The sequence below is a fragment of the Rhodococcus sp. HM1 genome, from assembly GCF_023218075.1.
Taxonomy (GTDB): domain Bacteria; phylum Actinomycetota; class Actinomycetes; order Mycobacteriales; family Mycobacteriaceae; genus Rhodococcus.
The window spans coordinates 1-15,600 of the sequence record NZ_JALPTB010000028.1 but is presented as its reverse complement, the minus strand read 5'-3'; the positions used below and the strand labels follow the sequence as shown (position 1 = coordinate 15,600).

Annotated in this window: 19 protein-coding genes and 4 tRNA genes; 19 read left to right on the top strand and 4 right to left on the bottom strand. The window is 67.6% G+C overall.

What is annotated here, in order from left to right:
• Nucleotides 1-12 precede the first annotated feature (12 nt).
• Nucleotides 13-1,101: a VanZ family protein gene (locus M1M07_RS15875; RefSeq protein ID WP_197250551.1), complete on the bottom strand. Its 1,089-nt coding sequence runs from the start codon at nt 1,099-1,101 to the stop codon at nt 13-15.
• Nucleotides 1,102-1,126: 25 nt separating this feature from the next.
• Nucleotides 1,127-1,717 carry a flavin reductase family protein gene (locus M1M07_RS15870; protein WP_197250550.1) on the bottom strand — a complete coding sequence of 197 codons (591 nt, stop codon included), beginning with the start codon at nt 1,715-1,717 and terminating at the stop codon, nt 1,127-1,129.
• A 103-nt stretch (nt 1,718-1,820) separates the two neighbouring features.
• Here M1M07_RS15870 and menD point away from each other — a divergent pair, with 103 nt between their 5' ends.
• Genes menD through M1M07_RS15855 form a run of 3 tightly spaced genes read left to right on the top strand, consistent with a single transcriptional unit; the run spans nt 1,821 to nt 4,601 of the window.
• Nucleotides 1,821-3,440, top strand: coding sequence for a 2-succinyl-5-enolpyruvyl-6-hydroxy-3-cyclohexene-1-carboxylic-acid synthase (gene menD, locus M1M07_RS15865; protein WP_248674853.1), 1,620 nt, complete (start codon nt 1,821-1,823; stop codon nt 3,438-3,440).
• Between the two features lie 10 nt (nt 3,441-3,450).
• Nucleotides 3,451-3,885 carry a DUF3592 domain-containing protein gene (locus M1M07_RS15860; protein WP_248674852.1) on the top strand — a complete coding sequence of 145 codons (435 nt, stop codon included), beginning with the start codon at nt 3,451-3,453 and terminating at the stop codon, nt 3,883-3,885.
• 17 nt (nt 3,886-3,902) lie between these two features.
• Nucleotides 3,903-4,601 (top strand): demethylmenaquinone methyltransferase, encoded by a 699-nt coding sequence (locus M1M07_RS15855; RefSeq protein WP_197250549.1) that lies wholly within the window; start codon nt 3,903-3,905, stop codon nt 4,599-4,601.
• Nucleotides 4,602-4,653: 52 nt separating this feature from the next.
• Here the strand turns inward: M1M07_RS15855 and M1M07_RS15850 are convergent, their stop codons facing one another.
• Entirely contained in the window at nt 4,654-5,925 is a 1,272-nt protein-coding gene (locus M1M07_RS15850) for a geranylgeranyl reductase family protein (protein ID WP_308200807.1), read from the bottom strand.
• Between the two features lie 112 nt (nt 5,926-6,037).
• On the opposite strand from M1M07_RS15850, the gene M1M07_RS15845 reads away from it, so the two are divergent.
• The gene (locus M1M07_RS15845; protein WP_197250547.1) at nt 6,038-7,084 is read left to right on the top strand and encodes a polyprenyl synthetase family protein; all 1,047 of its coding nucleotides are present in this window, start codon (nt 6,038-6,040) and stop codon (nt 7,082-7,084) included.
• A 106-nt stretch (nt 7,085-7,190) separates the two neighbouring features.
• On the top strand, nt 7,191-8,051 hold the full coding sequence (htpX, locus tag M1M07_RS15840) for a zinc metalloprotease HtpX (protein ID WP_308200806.1): 861 nt from the start codon (nt 7,191-7,193) through the stop codon (nt 8,049-8,051).
• Between the two features lie 61 nt (nt 8,052-8,112).
• Here htpX and M1M07_RS15835 read toward each other — a convergent pair whose 3' ends face one another.
• Complete coding sequence (locus M1M07_RS15835) at nt 8,113-8,604, bottom strand: YajQ family cyclic di-GMP-binding protein (protein ID WP_197250545.1); 492 nt, start codon at nt 8,602-8,604, stop codon at nt 8,113-8,115.
• A gap of 149 nt (nt 8,605-8,753) precedes the next feature.
• Here M1M07_RS15835 and M1M07_RS15830 point away from each other — a divergent pair.
• The 14 genes from M1M07_RS15830 to M1M07_RS15765 all read left to right on the top strand — a co-directional run.
• Nucleotides 8,754-8,836 (top strand) — tRNA-Tyr (locus M1M07_RS15830).
• A 376-nt stretch (nt 8,837-9,212) separates the two neighbouring features.
• Nucleotides 9,213-9,285 (top strand) — tRNA-Thr (locus tag M1M07_RS15825).
• Nucleotides 9,286-9,331: 46 nt separating this feature from the next.
• Nucleotides 9,332-9,407: transfer RNA gene (locus tag M1M07_RS15820), tRNA-Met, on the top strand.
• 59 nt (nt 9,408-9,466) lie between these two features.
• Nucleotides 9,467-9,634, top strand: a complete 168-nt coding sequence (gene rpmG, locus M1M07_RS15815) for a 50S ribosomal protein L33 (RefSeq protein ID WP_068156180.1) — start codon at nt 9,467-9,469, stop codon at nt 9,632-9,634.
• A gap of 85 nt (nt 9,635-9,719) precedes the next feature.
• On the top strand, nt 9,720-10,295 hold the full coding sequence (hadA, locus tag M1M07_RS15810) for a (3R)-hydroxyacyl-ACP dehydratase subunit HadA (RefSeq protein ID WP_197250544.1): 576 nt from the start codon (nt 9,720-9,722) through the stop codon (nt 10,293-10,295).
• The gene (gene hadB, locus M1M07_RS15805) at nt 10,282-10,707 is read left to right on the top strand and encodes a (3R)-hydroxyacyl-ACP dehydratase subunit HadB (RefSeq protein ID WP_197250543.1); all 426 of its coding nucleotides are present in this window, start codon (nt 10,282-10,284) and stop codon (nt 10,705-10,707) included. The genes hadA and hadB overlap by 14 nt, the downstream gene beginning before the upstream one ends.
• Before the next feature lie 173 nt (nt 10,708-10,880).
• Nucleotides 10,881-10,953: transfer RNA gene (locus tag M1M07_RS15800), tRNA-Trp, on the top strand.
• A 32-nt stretch (nt 10,954-10,985) separates the two neighbouring features.
• The gene (secE, locus tag M1M07_RS33030; RefSeq protein ID WP_248674850.1) at nt 10,986-11,420 is read left to right on the top strand and encodes a preprotein translocase subunit SecE; all 435 of its coding nucleotides are present in this window, start codon (nt 10,986-10,988) and stop codon (nt 11,418-11,420) included.
• Between the two features lie 48 nt (nt 11,421-11,468).
• The gene (gene nusG, locus M1M07_RS15790) at nt 11,469-12,242 is read left to right on the top strand and encodes a transcription termination/antitermination protein NusG (protein ID WP_248674849.1); all 774 of its coding nucleotides are present in this window, start codon (nt 11,469-11,471) and stop codon (nt 12,240-12,242) included.
• A gap of 79 nt (nt 12,243-12,321) precedes the next feature.
• On the top strand, nt 12,322-12,756 hold the full coding sequence (gene rplK, locus M1M07_RS15785; RefSeq protein WP_006552290.1) for a 50S ribosomal protein L11: 435 nt from the start codon (nt 12,322-12,324) through the stop codon (nt 12,754-12,756).
• An 88-nt stretch (nt 12,757-12,844) separates the two neighbouring features.
• On the top strand, nt 12,845-13,561 hold the full coding sequence (gene rplA, locus M1M07_RS15780) for a 50S ribosomal protein L1 (protein WP_197250542.1): 717 nt from the start codon (nt 12,845-12,847) through the stop codon (nt 13,559-13,561).
• A gap of 432 nt (nt 13,562-13,993) precedes the next feature.
• Nucleotides 13,994-14,518 carry a 50S ribosomal protein L10 gene (rplJ, locus tag M1M07_RS15775; protein ID WP_197250541.1) on the top strand — a complete coding sequence of 175 codons (525 nt, stop codon included), beginning with the start codon at nt 13,994-13,996 and terminating at the stop codon, nt 14,516-14,518.
• Nucleotides 14,519-14,626: 108 nt separating this feature from the next.
• Nucleotides 14,627-15,013 (top strand): 50S ribosomal protein L7/L12, encoded by a 387-nt coding sequence (rplL, locus tag M1M07_RS15770; protein WP_003937621.1) that lies wholly within the window; start codon nt 14,627-14,629, stop codon nt 15,011-15,013.
• Between the two features lie 337 nt (nt 15,014-15,350).
• A partial coding sequence (locus M1M07_RS15765; RefSeq protein WP_248674848.1) for an ATP-binding cassette domain-containing protein occupies nt 15,351-15,600 on the top strand: 250 nt, incomplete at its 3' end.

The window sequence follows — 15,600 nt, the reverse complement described above, 5'->3', positions numbered from 1 at the left end:
GGTCAGCCGAGCCTAACCTATGTCGACCGGTGTCCGTTCGGGTGCGCGACTGTCCACGAGTTCCTGCCCGGTCAGCACACCCGGCAGACCACGGCCGTTGCGGGTGAACACCGCCGCCAGGACCGCGACGCACGCGAACGCGGTGACCAGGCCGTTCCACCGCTCGGGGAGCAGGTCGAACAGGCCGTACCCGCCGATGCCGCCGAGGAACCGCAGCAGCCGCGAGAACGCCACGGGCATCGACCCGCCCGTGTACCGCAGCCGCACCACGTGATCGCCGGGAGAGGCGCCGGTGACGAGGGTGGCGAGCAACCACGCCGCGAGCGCGACGCCACCGCCGACGATCGTCGACACCGGCCCGTCGACCGCGGTCGCGCGATCGTCGGCCAGATAGATCAGGTAGGCCCTCACCGCGACCGCCACCGTGAACGTCGTCAGCACGTAGCCGATCCAGTCGCACGCCATCGCCAGCAACCGGCGCGGCACGGTGACCGGCCGCGGTTCCCCCGGGTCGGCGTCGCCGGAGCGGCCCGCGAGCCCGCGCGGAACCGCGAGAGCCAGCAGCGAGCCCAGCACCGCACCGACGGTGTTCGTGAGCAGATCGTCGACGTCGAACACCCGGTACGCGCAGTCGTACGCGCCCCACATCCCGGTCAGCTGGGTGAGTTCGACGAACAGCGACGTCGCGAACCCGAGCGCGGCCGCCACCGCGAGTCCGCGGCCCCCGAGTATCCGGACAAGGAAACCGAGGGGAACGAACAACAGGACGTTCAGAGCCAGCTGAAGAAATGCCGCGTCACCGAGAAGGGCGGTGGGACGGCCCCCGGCATTCGACCACGCGCCCCTCAGATCGTCGACCGACGCGAAGAGGTCCGTGTTGGTCCCGGCACACATCAGCGTCTGCGGATCGGGCAACGGCAGCAGGGTGTAGGCCCAGAGCGCCCAGAAATAGACGAGGGCAGCCACCCACACCGCCAGCCGCCCGACCGAGACCCTGCCCCGGCGGCGATAGCTCACCGCGACGAATGGCACGAACAGCGCCGCACCGGCGATCAGGCCGGCGAAGATTGCGATGAAACCGAGTACGACGCGACTGTCCACGACCGGAGTGTGCCAGCCGGGACGCTCAGAACTCGGGACGCTCGAGCGTGCGGACCTGTGGTGTCAATCCCCATTCGGTGCGCCCGAGACGGCTGGCCGGGGCGAGCGCGGCGAAATCCGGCGCCCCGTCCTCGGCGAGCACGTCGGGCCGTACCGTGACCGCCACCACGTCACCCATCACCACGAAACAGTCACCGACCTCGATGATCCGGTGCAGCGTGCACTCGATCGAAGCCGGGGACTCGGCGACCCGCGGCGGATGCACCCGCTCGCTGCATTCGGCCCGCAGACCCACCTGCGCGAACTCGTCGACGTCGTGCGCGAACCCGGCCGAGGTCTCGTTGACCTGCTCCATCAACGGCACGGTCGCGATGTTGATCACGAACTCGCCGGTCTCCTCGATGTTGCGGACACTGTCCTTGCGGCCCACCGACGTGAACTGCACCACCGGCGGCGCGACGCTCGCGACCGTGAAGAAACTGTAGGGCGCGACGTTGGCCACACCGTCGGCCGAGACCGTCGACACCCACGCGATCGGACGCGGGACGATCGTCGCCGTGAGAAGCCGGTAGAAGCGACCGGGGCTGAGCTCGGCGGGCTCGAAGACTGTGCGCATGCGCCCATTCTCGCCGGGCTCCGCGCACATTCGTACTGTGACACCCCTCCCGATCGGCCGGGGGACGGCTGTCCGCAGCGAACGCCGAACTACGCTGGACGCCGTGAATCCGTCCACCGCCCAGGCCACCGCAGTCGTCGACGAACTCGCCCGAGGCGGTGTTCGCGACGTGGTCCTGTGCCCGGGCTCGCGCAACGCGCCGCTCGCGTTCGCGTTGCAGGCGGCAGACACGGCCGGCCGGCTGCGGCTGCACATGCGCATCGACGAGCGCACCGCCGGGTTCCTCGCCATCGGCCTCTCGCTCTCGTCCGGCCGGCCCGTGCCGGTCGTCATGACCTCCGGCACCGCGGTCGCGAACCTCGGGCCGGCCGTCCTCGAAGCGAACTACGCCCGCGTGCCGCTCGTCGTGCTCAGCGCGAACCGGCCGTACGAGCTGCTCGGTTCCGGCGCCAACCAGACCGTGGAGCAGCTCGGACTGTTCGGCAGCCAGGTCAGGGCGACGATCAGCCTGGGCCTGGCCGAGGGTCTCGAACAGAACAGCCAGTGGCGGTCGGCCGTCAGCCGCGTCCTCGCCGCCGCGCGCGGCACCCGCTCCGGCAACGCGGGTCCCGTGCACTTCGACATTCCGCTGCGTGAACCGCTCGTCCCCGACGTGCACGCGCAGGGGCCGGTGCCGGAAGGTCGCGCCGACGGCAGCGCCTGGACCACCACGACGCACGCCACCCTCGACGTGCCGCTCGAACTCGACGTCACCGACGACACCGTCGTGATCTCCGGGCACGGTTCGGCATACCGGCCGGAACTGGCGGGGCTGCCCACCGTCGCCGAACCCACCGCGCCGATGCACGGCATCCCCGTCCACCCGATGGCCCTGCCGCAGCTTCAGCCCCGCCAGGCCGTCGTCACCGGCCGGCCGACGCTGCACCGGCCCGTGTCGAAGCTGCTCGCGGACCCGTCCGTGCAGGTGTACGCACTCACCACCGGGCCGCGCTGGCCCGACGTGTCCGGCAACGTGCTGGCCACCGGCACCCGTGCGGTCGTCACCGGCACCCCCGATCCGGCATGGCTCGACCGCTGCCGGCGGCTGACCGCGCACACCGACAAGGCGGTGCGCACCCAGCTGGACCGGCATCCGAAAGCGACCGGCCTGCACGTCGCCGCGGCCGTCACCGACGCGCTGCGCCCCGGCGACCAGCTCCTGCTCGGCGCGTCGAATCCGGTACGCGACGCCGCGCTCGTGAGCTACCCCAAGCAGGGCGTGACCGTGCTGTCGAACCGCGGGGTCGCCGGAATCGACGGCACCGTCTCCACCGCGGTCGGTGCCGCCCTCGCCTACGAGGACGGCCGCACGGTCGCGCTGCTCGGCGACCTGACATTCCTGCACGACGCGTCCGGTCTGCTGATCGGCACCGCCGAACCGCGTCCCCGCGATCTGACGATCGTGGTCGCGAACGACGACGGTGGCGGCATCTTCGAGCTGCTCGAACAGGGTGACCCCCAGTACGCGGGGGTGTTCGAACGCGTCTTCGGCACCCCGCACGGCATGGACCTGGCCGCGCTGTGCGCCGCCTACCGCGTCCCGCACACCCGCGTCGATCTGCCCGGACTGACCGCCGCGCTCGCCGACCCGACGGTTCCCGCCGGTGGCATCCGCGTGCTCGAGGTCGCGACCGACCGCGCCGGCCTGCGTGAACTCCACGCGGCCGTGCGGGCGCAGCTGTGAGGTCGCGGGCGTGACCGCCACCCCAGCCGCCGCCGTGCCCGGCCCGACCGCCGACGTGCGGGCCCGCCGTGCGGTGCTCGCCGTCGCGATCGCCGTCTCGGTGCTCGCCGTGATCCTCGTGCTCGGCGCGTGGCGCAACGACCGGATCATCGGCGCCGACACCGGAACGGCGACCGCCGAGGTGCTCTCGGCCGGTTCCCTGCGCTCGGCGATCAGCTTCGTCACACCGGACGGCGTCACCCACAACCCGGAACTCGGGGTGCTCTATCCGACCGGCCTCACGGTCGGGCAGCGCATCGCCGTCGAATACGCCCGCAGCGAACCGGACCTGGTCCGTGTCACCGGCCGGGACGCGCGCGTCGCGATCGTGCCCGCCGGGTCCGTGATCGTCGTCACCTGGCTGATCGCGACGCCGGTACTGCTGTACCTGCGCCGTCGGGCATAGCGGGTAACGTTTCGGCCGTGGCAACTACTCACGGATCACGTGCATCCCTCGACAAGGATCCGCGCGAGGTCGCGTCCATGTTCGACGGTGTCGCCGAGCGATACGACCTGACCAACACGGTGCTGTCGTTCGGGCAGGACCGCGGATGGCGCCGGGCGACGCGCGCGGCGCTGGATCTGAAGCCGGGGGAGAGGGTCCTCGATCTCGCCGCCGGCACCGGCGTGTCGACCGTCGAACTGGGACGCTCCGGAGCGTGGGTCGTCGCCACCGATTTCTCGATCGGCATGCTGAAGGCCGGCAGTTTCCGTCAGGTGCCGATGGTCGCCGGGGACGCCATGAAGCTGCCGTTCGCCGACGCCGTCTTCGACGCCGCCACCATCTCGTTCGGGCTGCGGAACGTCTCCGACTTCGATGCCGGGCTCCGCGAGATCGCGCGGGTCACCAAGCCGGGTGGACGGCTCGTGGTGTCCGAGTTCTCCACGCCGGTCCGTGAGCCGGTGCGCACGGTGTACATGGAGTACCTCATGCGGGCGTTGCCGCGCGTCGCCCGCGCGGTGAGCAGCAACCCGGATGCGTACGTCTACCTGGCCGAGTCCATCCGCGCCTGGCCGGACCAGCGGGAACTGGCGCTGCGGATCGAGGCGGCCGGGTGGAAGTCGGTGCGGTGGCGCAATCTCACCGGTGGGATCGTCGCGCTGCACAGCGCAGTCCGATAGAGCGCTGCACAGCGCAGTCCGATAGAGCTGCACGGCGCTCGGGTAGAGCGCTTCAGGCGAACAGGGGCCGCCGGTCCCAGTACATCGAGGTGCGCCCACCCGTCCGCCACGCGCGGGCGACGAGGTCGGCGTCGGCGTCGGTGACGAGGTTGCCCATGACCCGTACCGCGACCGTCATGAGTGCCCGCGAGCGCATCGCGATCGGCCCGGTCGCGGGCAGGAACTGCGGGATGGTGAGCAGGCCCGCGAGCCGCCGGGCCGCCGAGAATGCGCGTCCGTAGCGTTCCCGCAGGAGCGCCGGCCACAGGTGGGTGAGGTCGTCGGAGTCGAGGACCCGGGCGACGAGACGGCCGCCTTCGAGTCCGTAGTCGATGCCTTCGCCGTTGAGCGGGTTCACGCACGCGGCGGCGTCGCCGATGAGGGCCCAGTTGCGTCCGGCGATCCCACTGACGGCACCACCCATCGGCAGCAGCGCGGACGCCACCCGGGTCACCTCGCCGAGTCCCCATTCGGGGCGGCGCTGCGAGGCGTACAGGTCGATGAGCGGGCGCAGCGACCCCGACGCCGGACGGGCGGACGTCGCGAGGGTTCCGACGCCGATGTTCACCTCGCCGGTTCCGAGCGGGAAGACCCAGCCGTATCCGGGCTGCAGCGCGCCGGAGGGATCGCGCAGTTCGAGGTGCGAGGTGATCCACGGGTCGTCGCTACGCGGGGAGGCGGCGTAGGCGCGGGCCGCGACGCCGTAGGCGGTGTCGCGGTGCCAGGTCCGGCCGAGGATCTTGCCCAGCGGGGAGCGGACGCCGTCCGCGACGACGAGGCGCCGGCATGCGACGGTCCGGAGTCCGGCGGACGTGCGCATCGTCACGGCGGTGATGCGGTCGCCGTCGCGGTCGACCGAGACGGCCTTCGCGCCGTCGACCATGTGTGCCCCGGCGTCGACGGCGGCGCGGCGGAGGCGGTCGTCGAGTTCGGTGCGCGGGACCGCGCTGCCCTGGGTGGGGAACGAGCCGTCGGGCCACGGCAGTTCGAGGCGCTGCCCGAAACCTTCGAGGCGCAGGCCGCGGTTGACGGTGTGGGTGCGCAGCCAGTCGCCGAGCCCGAGGCGGTCGAGTTCAGCGACGGCACGCGGGGTCAGGCCGTCGCCGCACGTCTTGTCGCGCGGGAAGGTCGCCGCGTCGACGAGCAATACGTCGTGTCCCTTCCGGGCGGCCCAGGCCGCGGCGGACGAACCGGCGGGACCAGCACCGATGACGAGGACATCGGTGGTTTCGGGCAGGGCATTGTCGGCCTGGCGCGACGCGCGCGCGGAGGGTTGTTCCACCACGTGCCCATCTTGTCAGGTGTAGGTTCGGTGCCTCGACGAGGTGGCCGACCGGGGGAACGGCTAGGTTCACTACGGTGGAGCCGAGGCGACAGAACAGGATGGGTACTTCATCGTGAGCACTGAGGGGGCGGCGCAGACCGCCGGTTCGTCCGGCTCGGTGTCGGGAACCGTGGTGGCCGGGGTCGATCTCGGCGATCCGGACCTGGCGGCCACCGTGCGGGACGGACTCGTCCGGGTCGAGGAACTGCTCGTGCAGGAACTGTCCGACGGCGAAGACTTCCTGACCGAGGCAGCACTGCATCTGGCGAAGGCGGGAGGTAAGCGTTTCCGCCCGCTGTTCACGGTGCTGACCGGTCAGCTCGGGCCGAATCCGACGGATCCGTCGCTGGTGACGGCGGCGACGGTCGTGGAGCTCGTGCACCTGGCGACGCTGTACCACGACGACGTGATGGACGAGGCGGCGATGCGCCGGGGCGCGCCGAGCGCGAATGCCCGCTGGGGCAACAGCATCGCGATTCTCGCGGGCGACTACCTGTTCGCGCACGCCTCGCGGCTGGTGTCGACGCTGGGGCCATCCGCCGTGCAGATCATCGCCGAGACGTTCGCCGAGCTGGTGACGGGTCAGATGCGCGAGACGATCGGGGCGCGGCAGGAACAGGACCCGATCGAGCACTACCTGCGGGTGGTGTGGGAGAAGACGGGTTCGCTCATCGCGGCGTGCGGTCGCTTCGGGGGAACCTTCTCCGGTGCCGACGCCGAGCACATCGCCAGGCTCGAGCGGCTGGGGGACGCGGTCGGCACGGCCTTCCAGATCGCCGACGACATCATCGACATCGCGTCGGTGTCCACCGAATCCGGGAAGACTCCGGGAACCGACCTGCGCGAGGGCGTGCACACCCTGCCGGTGCTGTACGCGCTGCGGGAGTCCGGGCCGGATGCCGATCGTCTGCGTGAGATTCTCGTCGGACCCGTGAGCGACGAGGATCTCGTCGCCGAGGCTCTCGAGCTGCTCGTGCGTTCACCGGGCATGGCGGCGGCCAAGCGCACGCTGAAGGAGTACGCGGATCGCGCGCACGCCGAACTGGCGGCGCTCCCGCAGGGTCCGGCGAACGACGCTTTGTCTCGTTTGGTGGACTACACGATCGCCCGGGTCGGATAATTCGGCGGGGTCCACTCCCCGGGAACCCGGTGCGTGCCCCGGTTCGTTGAACGACACAGGGTCGTTGAACGGCACAGGGCTCTGTGGGATCGGGAAGGGGTGCCAGGTGCACGGGTATGCGAACGGTATGAAGACGGCCGTGCTGTTGATCGGCATGTCGGCGCTGATCGTGTTCATCGGCTCCCTGTTCCGGAATCCGACGATCCTGATCCTGTCCATCGTCTTCGCCGTGGGCATGAACGCGTACGCCTACTTCAACAGCGACAAGCTGGCGCTCAAGGCGATGCACGCGCAGCCGATCACCGAGGTGCAGGCCCCGGTGATCTACCGGATCGTGCGGGAACTCGCGACGACGGCGCACCAGCCGATGCCGCGCCTGTATGTCAGCCCCACCAACGCGCCCAATGCCTTTGCGACCGGCCGCAATCCGCGGCATGCGGCCGTGTGCTGCACGAGCGGGATCCTGGACATCCTCAACGAGCGGGAGTTGCGGGCGGTGCTCGGGCACGAGCTCTCCCACGTCTACAACCGGGACATCCTGATCTCGTCGGTGGCGGGGGCGATGGCCGCGGTGATCTCCGGTCTGGCGAACTTCGCGATGTTCGCGGGCGCCTTCGGCGGGAACCGGGACGGCGCGAATCCCTTTGCGTTGCTGCTGGTGTCGCTGCTGGGTCCGATCGCGGCGACGGTGGTCAAGCTGGCGGTGTCCCGGTCGCGGGAGTATCAGGCCGATCAGTCGGGCGCCGAGCTGACCGGCGATCCACTGGCGTTGGCGTCGGCCCTGCGCAAGCTCGAGCGCGGCACGCAGGCGGCTCCGCTGCCGCCGGAACCGCGCATCGCGGCGCAGTCGCACATGATGATCGCCAACCCGTTCCGGGCGGGCGACAAGGTCGGCCAGTTGTTCTCGACGCATCCGCCGATGGCGGACCGGATCGAGCGTCTCGAGCGCCTGGCCGGCCTGCGCTGACGGTCGGGGTCAGCGCAGGCCGCGAACGGCGCCCGGGCGGTCTGTGTGCCCGGTACAGGGCCTAGCGGTAGTTGACGAACTGCAGGGCCACGTCCAGGTCGGCGTTCTTGAGCAGCGCGATCACGGCCTGCAGGTCGTCGCGCTTCTTGCCGGAGACGCGCAGTTCGTCGCCCTGGATCTGCGCCTTGATGCCCTTCGGGCCCTCGTCGCGGATCAGCTTGGAGATCTTCTTCGCGTTCTCCTGGCTGATGCCCTGCACGAGGGTGCCGGTCAGCTTGTAGACCTTGCCGGACTGGGACGGCTCGCCCGCGTCGAACGACTTGAGCGACAGGTCGCGGCGGATCAGTTTCTCCTTGAAGACGTCGAGGGCGGCGAGCAAACGGTCCTCGGTGTTCGCGGTGAGAGTGATGGACTCGTCACCGGACCATTCGATCGAGGCATCGGTGTTGCGGAAGTCGAAGCGGGTCGCGAGTTCCTTCGCGGCCTGGTTCAGCGCGTTGTCCACCTCCTGCCGGTCGACCTTGCTCACCACATCGAACGACGAATCAGCCACGAGGCACTCCACTTCGGATCGAGTTCTGTACAGGTTCCATGCCGACGCTATCGGGTCGTAACCCCCCGTATCCACCCGGTTTGCATTCCAGGGGGGTGTGCGTTGTATTCTTCCAACGCGTCAGGGACACGGTCCCGGATCGCACACCAGGCAGGTTGCCCGAGCGGCCAATGGGAGCGGACTGTAAATCCGTCGGCTTACGCCTACGTAGGTTCGAATCCTACACCTGCCACCGGAACGGCCCCGATCTTCACGGATCGGGGCCGTTCTGCATTTCCGGGTCGTTTCCGTATCCCGAACTCCGTCTTTCCGAGCCGGTGCGTCGCCCCGACTCCTGCATCCCCGCCTGCCACCTCTCCGGCCCGCGCCGGGCGCATCGGGGACGACGATCGGGCGGCGGTGGACCGGTGGTGAGCACCGGTGGTGGGTGAGTGCGGTGCAGCCGGCACGCCGGGCTGCCGGACGGACGCACGAAGCTTCGTACGGGCACATCGGACAGGGTGGTCGAATGCCCGATTTATGCGCTCTGACCTGCTGATTTTGTACTGGGGGCGAGTGTGTGTAATCTTTTGGAGGCCGCAGGGAGCAGAGATGCGAACGGCGGCCACGCCCCCTTAGCTCAGTCGGCAGAGCGTTTCCATGGTAAGGAAAAGGTCGACGGTTCGATTCCGTCAGGGGGCTCGCTGGATTGTGGTGCCGCCCTATTTCGCGCGACACTCGACACCGAGGCGGTGTAGCTCAGTTGGTAGAGCAAACGACTCATAATCGTTGCGTCGCCGGTTCAAGTCCGGTCACCGCTACCAAAGTAGAATGAACCACCCTGATCTGACGAAGATCGGATTTACGCGAAAGAAGGCATCCCGTGGCCTCCTCAACTGACGTTCGGCCGAAGATCACTCTGGCCTGCGAGGTGTGCAAGCACCGCAACTACATCACCAAGAAGAACCGTCGCAACGACCCCGACCGGCTGGAACTGAAGAAGTTCTGCCCGAACTGCGGCAGCCACCAGGCGCACCGCGAGTCGAAGTAGTCAACAGGTCGACGTCGACGCGTGAGCTCTCCGCAGAACTGCCCACGTCACAGACGTCAGGGTGGATTTGCGGGGGGTTTTTCGTATGACGGACACACTGGTGAGTGAAGAGAACATCGTGGACGTGACCGAACAGGCCGGGATCCCGTTCGATGTCGCGGCTCACGCTGCGTCCATGGTCGGTCACCACTACCGGGTCGAGGACTTCTACGAGGTCGGCCGGGAGAAGGTGCGCGAGTATGCACGCGCCGTGCTGGATCCCAATCCGGCACACTACGACGAGGAAGCAGCGAAGGGCCTCGGTTACGACGGTCTCATCGCCCCGCTGACCTTCGTCTCGATCATCGGCATGATCGCCCAGCGCAAGTTGTTCGAAGAGATCGTCGTCGGCTACGACTTGAGCCAGATCATGCAGACCGATCAACGGATCGTGTTCCATCGCCCGATCCAGGTCGGTGATCGACTGTTCTGCGATGTGCACCTCGACGATTTCCGTCAGGCTGCCGGCAGTGACATCATCACCACCAAGAACATCATCACGGACCAGCACGACAACCTCGTGCTGACCACATGGACGACGCTGGTCGGTCGCACCGGCGGCGAGGTGGACGCCAACATCGCCCACGCGGTCAAGGATGTGATGATGCATGTCGCTTCGTAGGTTCGAGGACGTTTCGGTCGGAGACGAGCTGCCCCCGCGGGTCGTCACGCTGACCCGCGGCAACCTCGTCAACTACGCGGGTGTGTCGGGTGATCCCAACCCGATCCACTGGAGCGACAAGGTTGCAGAACTTGCCGGGTTGCGCGGAGTCGTCGGTCACGGCATGCTCTCCATGGGCATCGCGGCCGGCTTCGTGACAGAGTGGCTCGGAGATCCGGGTGCGGTAACGGAATACAACGTCCGTTTCACCAGCCCGGTCTACGTGGAGGCCGACAAGGCCGCCGAGGTGGAGTTCACCGGCAAGATCAGGTCGGTGGACGAAGCCAGCAAGACAGCAGTGGTCGCGATCGTGGCCAAGTCCGAGGGGCGTAAGATCTTCGGACGGGCCACCGCAACGGTTCGTCTGGCCTGAGTGCCGGGCGGATTGGGTTTGTTCCGGGGCTATGAAGTACACTAAGGCTTCTGGGATCGCATAGCGCAGCGCGCTGCTCTTCGGTGCTTGTACAGACCGATTGGGTGGCGCGCGTGTCATGTGGTCACGGATGGGTCGACCGAAGACGCCGGTTCTCCGGTGAGGTCGACCAAAGGGGCGTAGCTCAACTGGCAGAGCAGCGGTCTCCAAAACCGCAGGTTGCAGGTTCAAGTCCTGTCGCCCCTGCACCCGGACGGCCAGCGACCGAGAGGAACGATGTGAGCGAGGAGCGCGGTACGCGCGACGGCAACACCGCCGGGATCACCGATCCCCGCGACGGCCGGACTGCAACCGACGCAACCCCCGGCGTTTCCTCTCCGTCCTCCCGGCCGAGCGGCAAGCGTTCCGGTCGACGTTCCCCCGATTCCCCGCGCGCTGCCGCCGGGTCGGGACGTTCGGCTACCGCGGTCGCCACGAAGGCCCCCGCCGGAAAGTCCGGAAAATCCGGCGCGAAGAAGCCCGAGAACATCTTCAAGCGTCTGCGGCGCTTCTTCCGCGAGGTCATCGCCGAGCTGCGGAAGGTCATCTGGCCCAATCGCAAGCAGCTCGTCACCTACACGACGGTCGTCGTGGTCTTCGTGACGGTCATGACCGCATTCATCTTTGGAATTGATCTGGCGTTCGTGAAGGGCGTCAGCTGGTTGTTCGGCTAGCGCGTACGCGTGCCGGCGAATTGTGATCGACGAGAGGAAAGTGCCCCGGTGAGCACCCCCGAGAACGACTCATACGAGCCTTCGGCCGAGGAGAGCGTTTCGGACGAGGTCTTTGTCGACGACACCGCGACCGCGGAAGCGGCCGAGGAGTCGGCAGAGGCGGGCATCGAGACCGTCGAAGAAGCGGCCGAAGCCGAGGCCGAGGTGGATCCCGCCGAGGCTCTCGAGAAGCAGCTGCGCCTCGAGCCCGGCGACTGGTACGTCGTGCATTCGTACGCCGGTTACGAGAACAAGGTGAAGGCCAACCTCGAGACCCGCGTGCAGAACCTGGACCTCGCGGAGTACATCTTCCAGGTCGAGGTGCCGACGGAAGAGGTCACCGAGATCAAGAACGGCCAGCGCAAGCAGGTCAACCGCAAGGTGCTGCCCGGCTACATCCTGGTGCGCATGGAACTGAACGACGAGTCGTGGGGCGCGGTGCGCAACACCCCCGGCGTCACCGGCTTCGTCGGCGCGACCTCGCGTCCGTCGCCGCTGACGATCAAGGAGGTCGTCAAGTTCCTACTGCCGCAGCAGTCGAAGAAGAAGCCGGCCGCCGGCGCGGCGACGACCGGCGAGGCCACCGCGGCCGCCGCCAAGCCCACGATCGAGGTGGACTTCGAGGTCGGCGAGTCCGTGACCGTGATGGACGGGCCGTTCGCGACGCTGCCCGCGTCGATCAGCGAGGTCAACGCCGAGCAGCAGAAGCTCAAGGTCCTGGTGTCGATCTTCGGTCGCGAAACCCCCGTGGAGCTGTCGTTCAACCAGGTCTCCAAGATCTGACCTGCTCCGGGATCGGACCCCACAGAACTTGCAGTAGCAATACGCAAGAACCACACCGAGCAAGAAACTAGGAATAGAGATGCCCCCGAAGAAGAAGAAGATTGCCGGGCTCATCAAGCTCCAGATCCAGGCCGGTCAGGCCAACCCGGCTCCGCCGGTCGGCCCCGCGCTGGGTCAGCACGGCGTCAACATCATGGAGTTCTGCAAGGCCTACAACGCCGCGACCGAGTCGCAGCGCGGCAACGTCGTGCCGGTCGAGATCACGGTCTACGAGGACCGTTCGTTCGACTTCAAGCTGAAGACCCCGCCGGCGGCGAAGCTGCTGCTCAAGGCTGCGGGTGTGCAGAAGGGCTCCGGCGAGCCGCACAAGACCAAGGTCGCCAAGGTCACCATGGACCAGGTGCGCGAGATCGCCAAGACCAAGCAGGAAGACCTGAACGCCAACGACATCGAGGCCGCCGCGAAGATCATCGCCGGCACCGCGCGCTCGATGGGCATCACGGTCGAGGGCTGACGCCCACAGCAGGAACCCGTGGGAGGGCCTGCCAGGCCCGTTACCACGACCGAACCATTCACCGTACGGTGAGAAGTTAGGACAGAACATGGCAAAGCGCAGCAAGGCGTACCTCGCCGCCGCTGAGAAGATCGACGCCTCCACCCTCTACAGCCCGCTCGCGGCTGCGAAGCTGGCCAAGGAGACGTCGTCGAAGAACTACGACGCCACCGTCGAGGTCGCGATGCGTCTCGGTGTGGACCCCCGCAAGGCCGACCAGATGGTGCGCGGCACGGTCAACCTGCCGCACGGCACGGGTAAGACCGCCCGCGTCATCGTGTTCGCGGTCGGCGAGAAGGCCGCCGAGGCCGAGGCCGCCGGCGCCGATGTCGTCGGTGCCGAGGACCTGATCGAGCGGATCCAGGGCGGCTGGCTCGATTTCGACGCCGCGATCGCCACCCCGGACCAGATGGCCAAGGTCGGCCGCATCGCGCGTGTCCTCGGCCCGCGTGGTCTGATGCCGAACCCGAAGACCGGCACGGTCACCCCGGATGTCGCGAAGGCTGTCACCGACATCAAGGGCGGCAAGATCAACTTCCGCGTCGACAAGAATGCGAACCTGCACTTCGTGATCGGCAAGGCCTCGTTCGACGACGCCAAGCTGGTGGAGAACTACGCGGCTGCGCTGGACGAGGTCCTGCGGGCCAAGCCGTCCTCCGCGAAGGGTCGCTACCTCAAGAAGGTCACGATCGCGACGACCACCGGCCCGGGCATCCCGGTGGATCCGGCGCGTACGCGTAACCTCCTCGAGGACGCCGACCAGTAAGGTCGACGACACGCTCTCGAAGCACGAACGGCCGGCCCGGACCTCGCGTCCGGGCCGGCCGTTCGCATTGCAGGGGGCGTCCGGGGCCCGTTTTGCATTCCCGGGACGGAGTCCGGTACTCTTTCCTGCGTAGTTCGGCATTGTGCCGATCTTCACCCCGATCATGTTCTACCCAAGACCGTTGGTTACCGGGTCCGCGTGCGGATTCGGTTGAAGGTCCGGAGAATCGTCCGGCGGCCCACGCAGGTGAACGAGGTAAGGGGAGATGTGGACATATCGCGCGGCGACGCGCGAATCGTGTGAGCCTTCTCCTTCTGCGCCCCGTGTGTCCTGCACCGGGGCGTTCGTCGTTTCCGGCCGTGCGGTTTTCGTAAGTGGGACGTCCCGCACGGGACGGACGGGAAAACGACTGTTACTGAGAGGAGGCGAAGTATGGCAAAGCCCGAGAAGGTTTCCGCGGTTGCGGAGATCACCGAGCAGTTCAAGAACTCGACGGCCGCCGTGATCACGGAGTACCGCGGTCTGTCGGTCGGAAGTCTTACCCAGCTGCGACGCGCTCTCGGAGAGGGTGCCACCTACTCCGTCGCCAAGAACACCCTCGTCAAGCGTGCTGCCGCTGAGGCAGGCGTCGAGGGCCTTGACGATCTGTTCGTCGGACCCACCGCGATCGCGTTCATCGCCGGTGAGCCCGTCGACGCCGCGAAGGCTCTGAAGAACTTCGCGAAGGACAACAAGGCACTCGTCGTCAAGGGCGGGTACATGGACGGCGCTGTGCTGTCCGTGGACGAGGTCAACAAGATCGCGGACCTCGAGTCCCGCGAGGTGCTGTTGGCCAAGCTCGCAGGCGCGATGAAGGGCAACCTGGCAAAGGCCGCAGGCCTGTTCAACGCTCCTGCTTCGCAGGTGGCTCGCCTGGCGGCCGCCCTGCAGGAGAAGAAGGCCGAAGAGGCCGCCTGAAGCTGATCCGCGTCACCGCGAATCACTGACACATCCACGCGTGCTCCGGCACGCACCATCCCACGGTCGCGGATCAGCGACGAGGGACTTACAGGAAGGACCGCCATCATGGCGAAGCTCACCACCGAAGAGCTGCTCGACGCGTTCAAGGAACTGACCCTGCTCGAGCTCTCGGAGTTCGTGAAGGCATTCGAGGAGACCTTCGAGGTCACCGCTGCTGCTCCGGTCGCCGTTGCCGCTGCCGGCGCTCCGGCCGCCGCTGCCGAGGCCGAGTCCGAGCAGGACGAGTTCGACGTCATCCTCGAGGGTGCCGGCGACAAGAAGATCCAGGTCATCAAGGTCGTCCGCGAGATCGTCTCCGGCCTGGGCCTGAAGGAAGCCAAGGACCTCGTCGAGGGTGCTCCGAAGCCGATCCTGGAGAAGGTCGCCAAGGACGCTGCCGACGCTGCCAAGGCGAAGCTCGAGGAGGCAGGCGCCAAGGTCACCGTCAAGTAAGACGGCTGTTCCTGCGCTGCTCGCCGGGTGACCGGCGTTCGAGTGTGAACAGGGTCGTTTCCCCGGACCGTGAGGTCCGCGGGAAACGGCCCTTTTTCGTGTTTTCCGGCTCTCCGGCGGGTTGGCCTGCGGGATCGAACCCGTGGCGCTATGTTGGCGACGAACCGAGTGACGTGCGTCGCATCAGCGCAGGTCACAACATAAGTCAGGGTATGTCGCCGGCGTTGACCACCTTTCTTACTCTTGGGTAGGATCCGGTGTCACAGGTACCACTCCGATGCGATAGAGTGACGCGACCCACAGGTGGGGACCGTGTCGGAGAGGTGTGGAGGTAACGGTGGGAGTTGAGGTAGCGGTCGAGGGGCTCACCAAGTCGTTCGGCTCACAGAGGATCTGGCAGGACGTCACGCTGACGCTGCCCGCGGGTGAGGTCAGTGCGCTGCTGGGCCCGTCCGGTACGGGTAAGTCGGTGTTCCTGAAGTCGCTGATCGGCCTGCTCCGCCCGGAGCAGGGATCGATCGTCATCGACGGCACGGACATCCTGCAGTGCTCGAGCAAGGAGCTCTACGAGATCCGCAAGCTGTTCG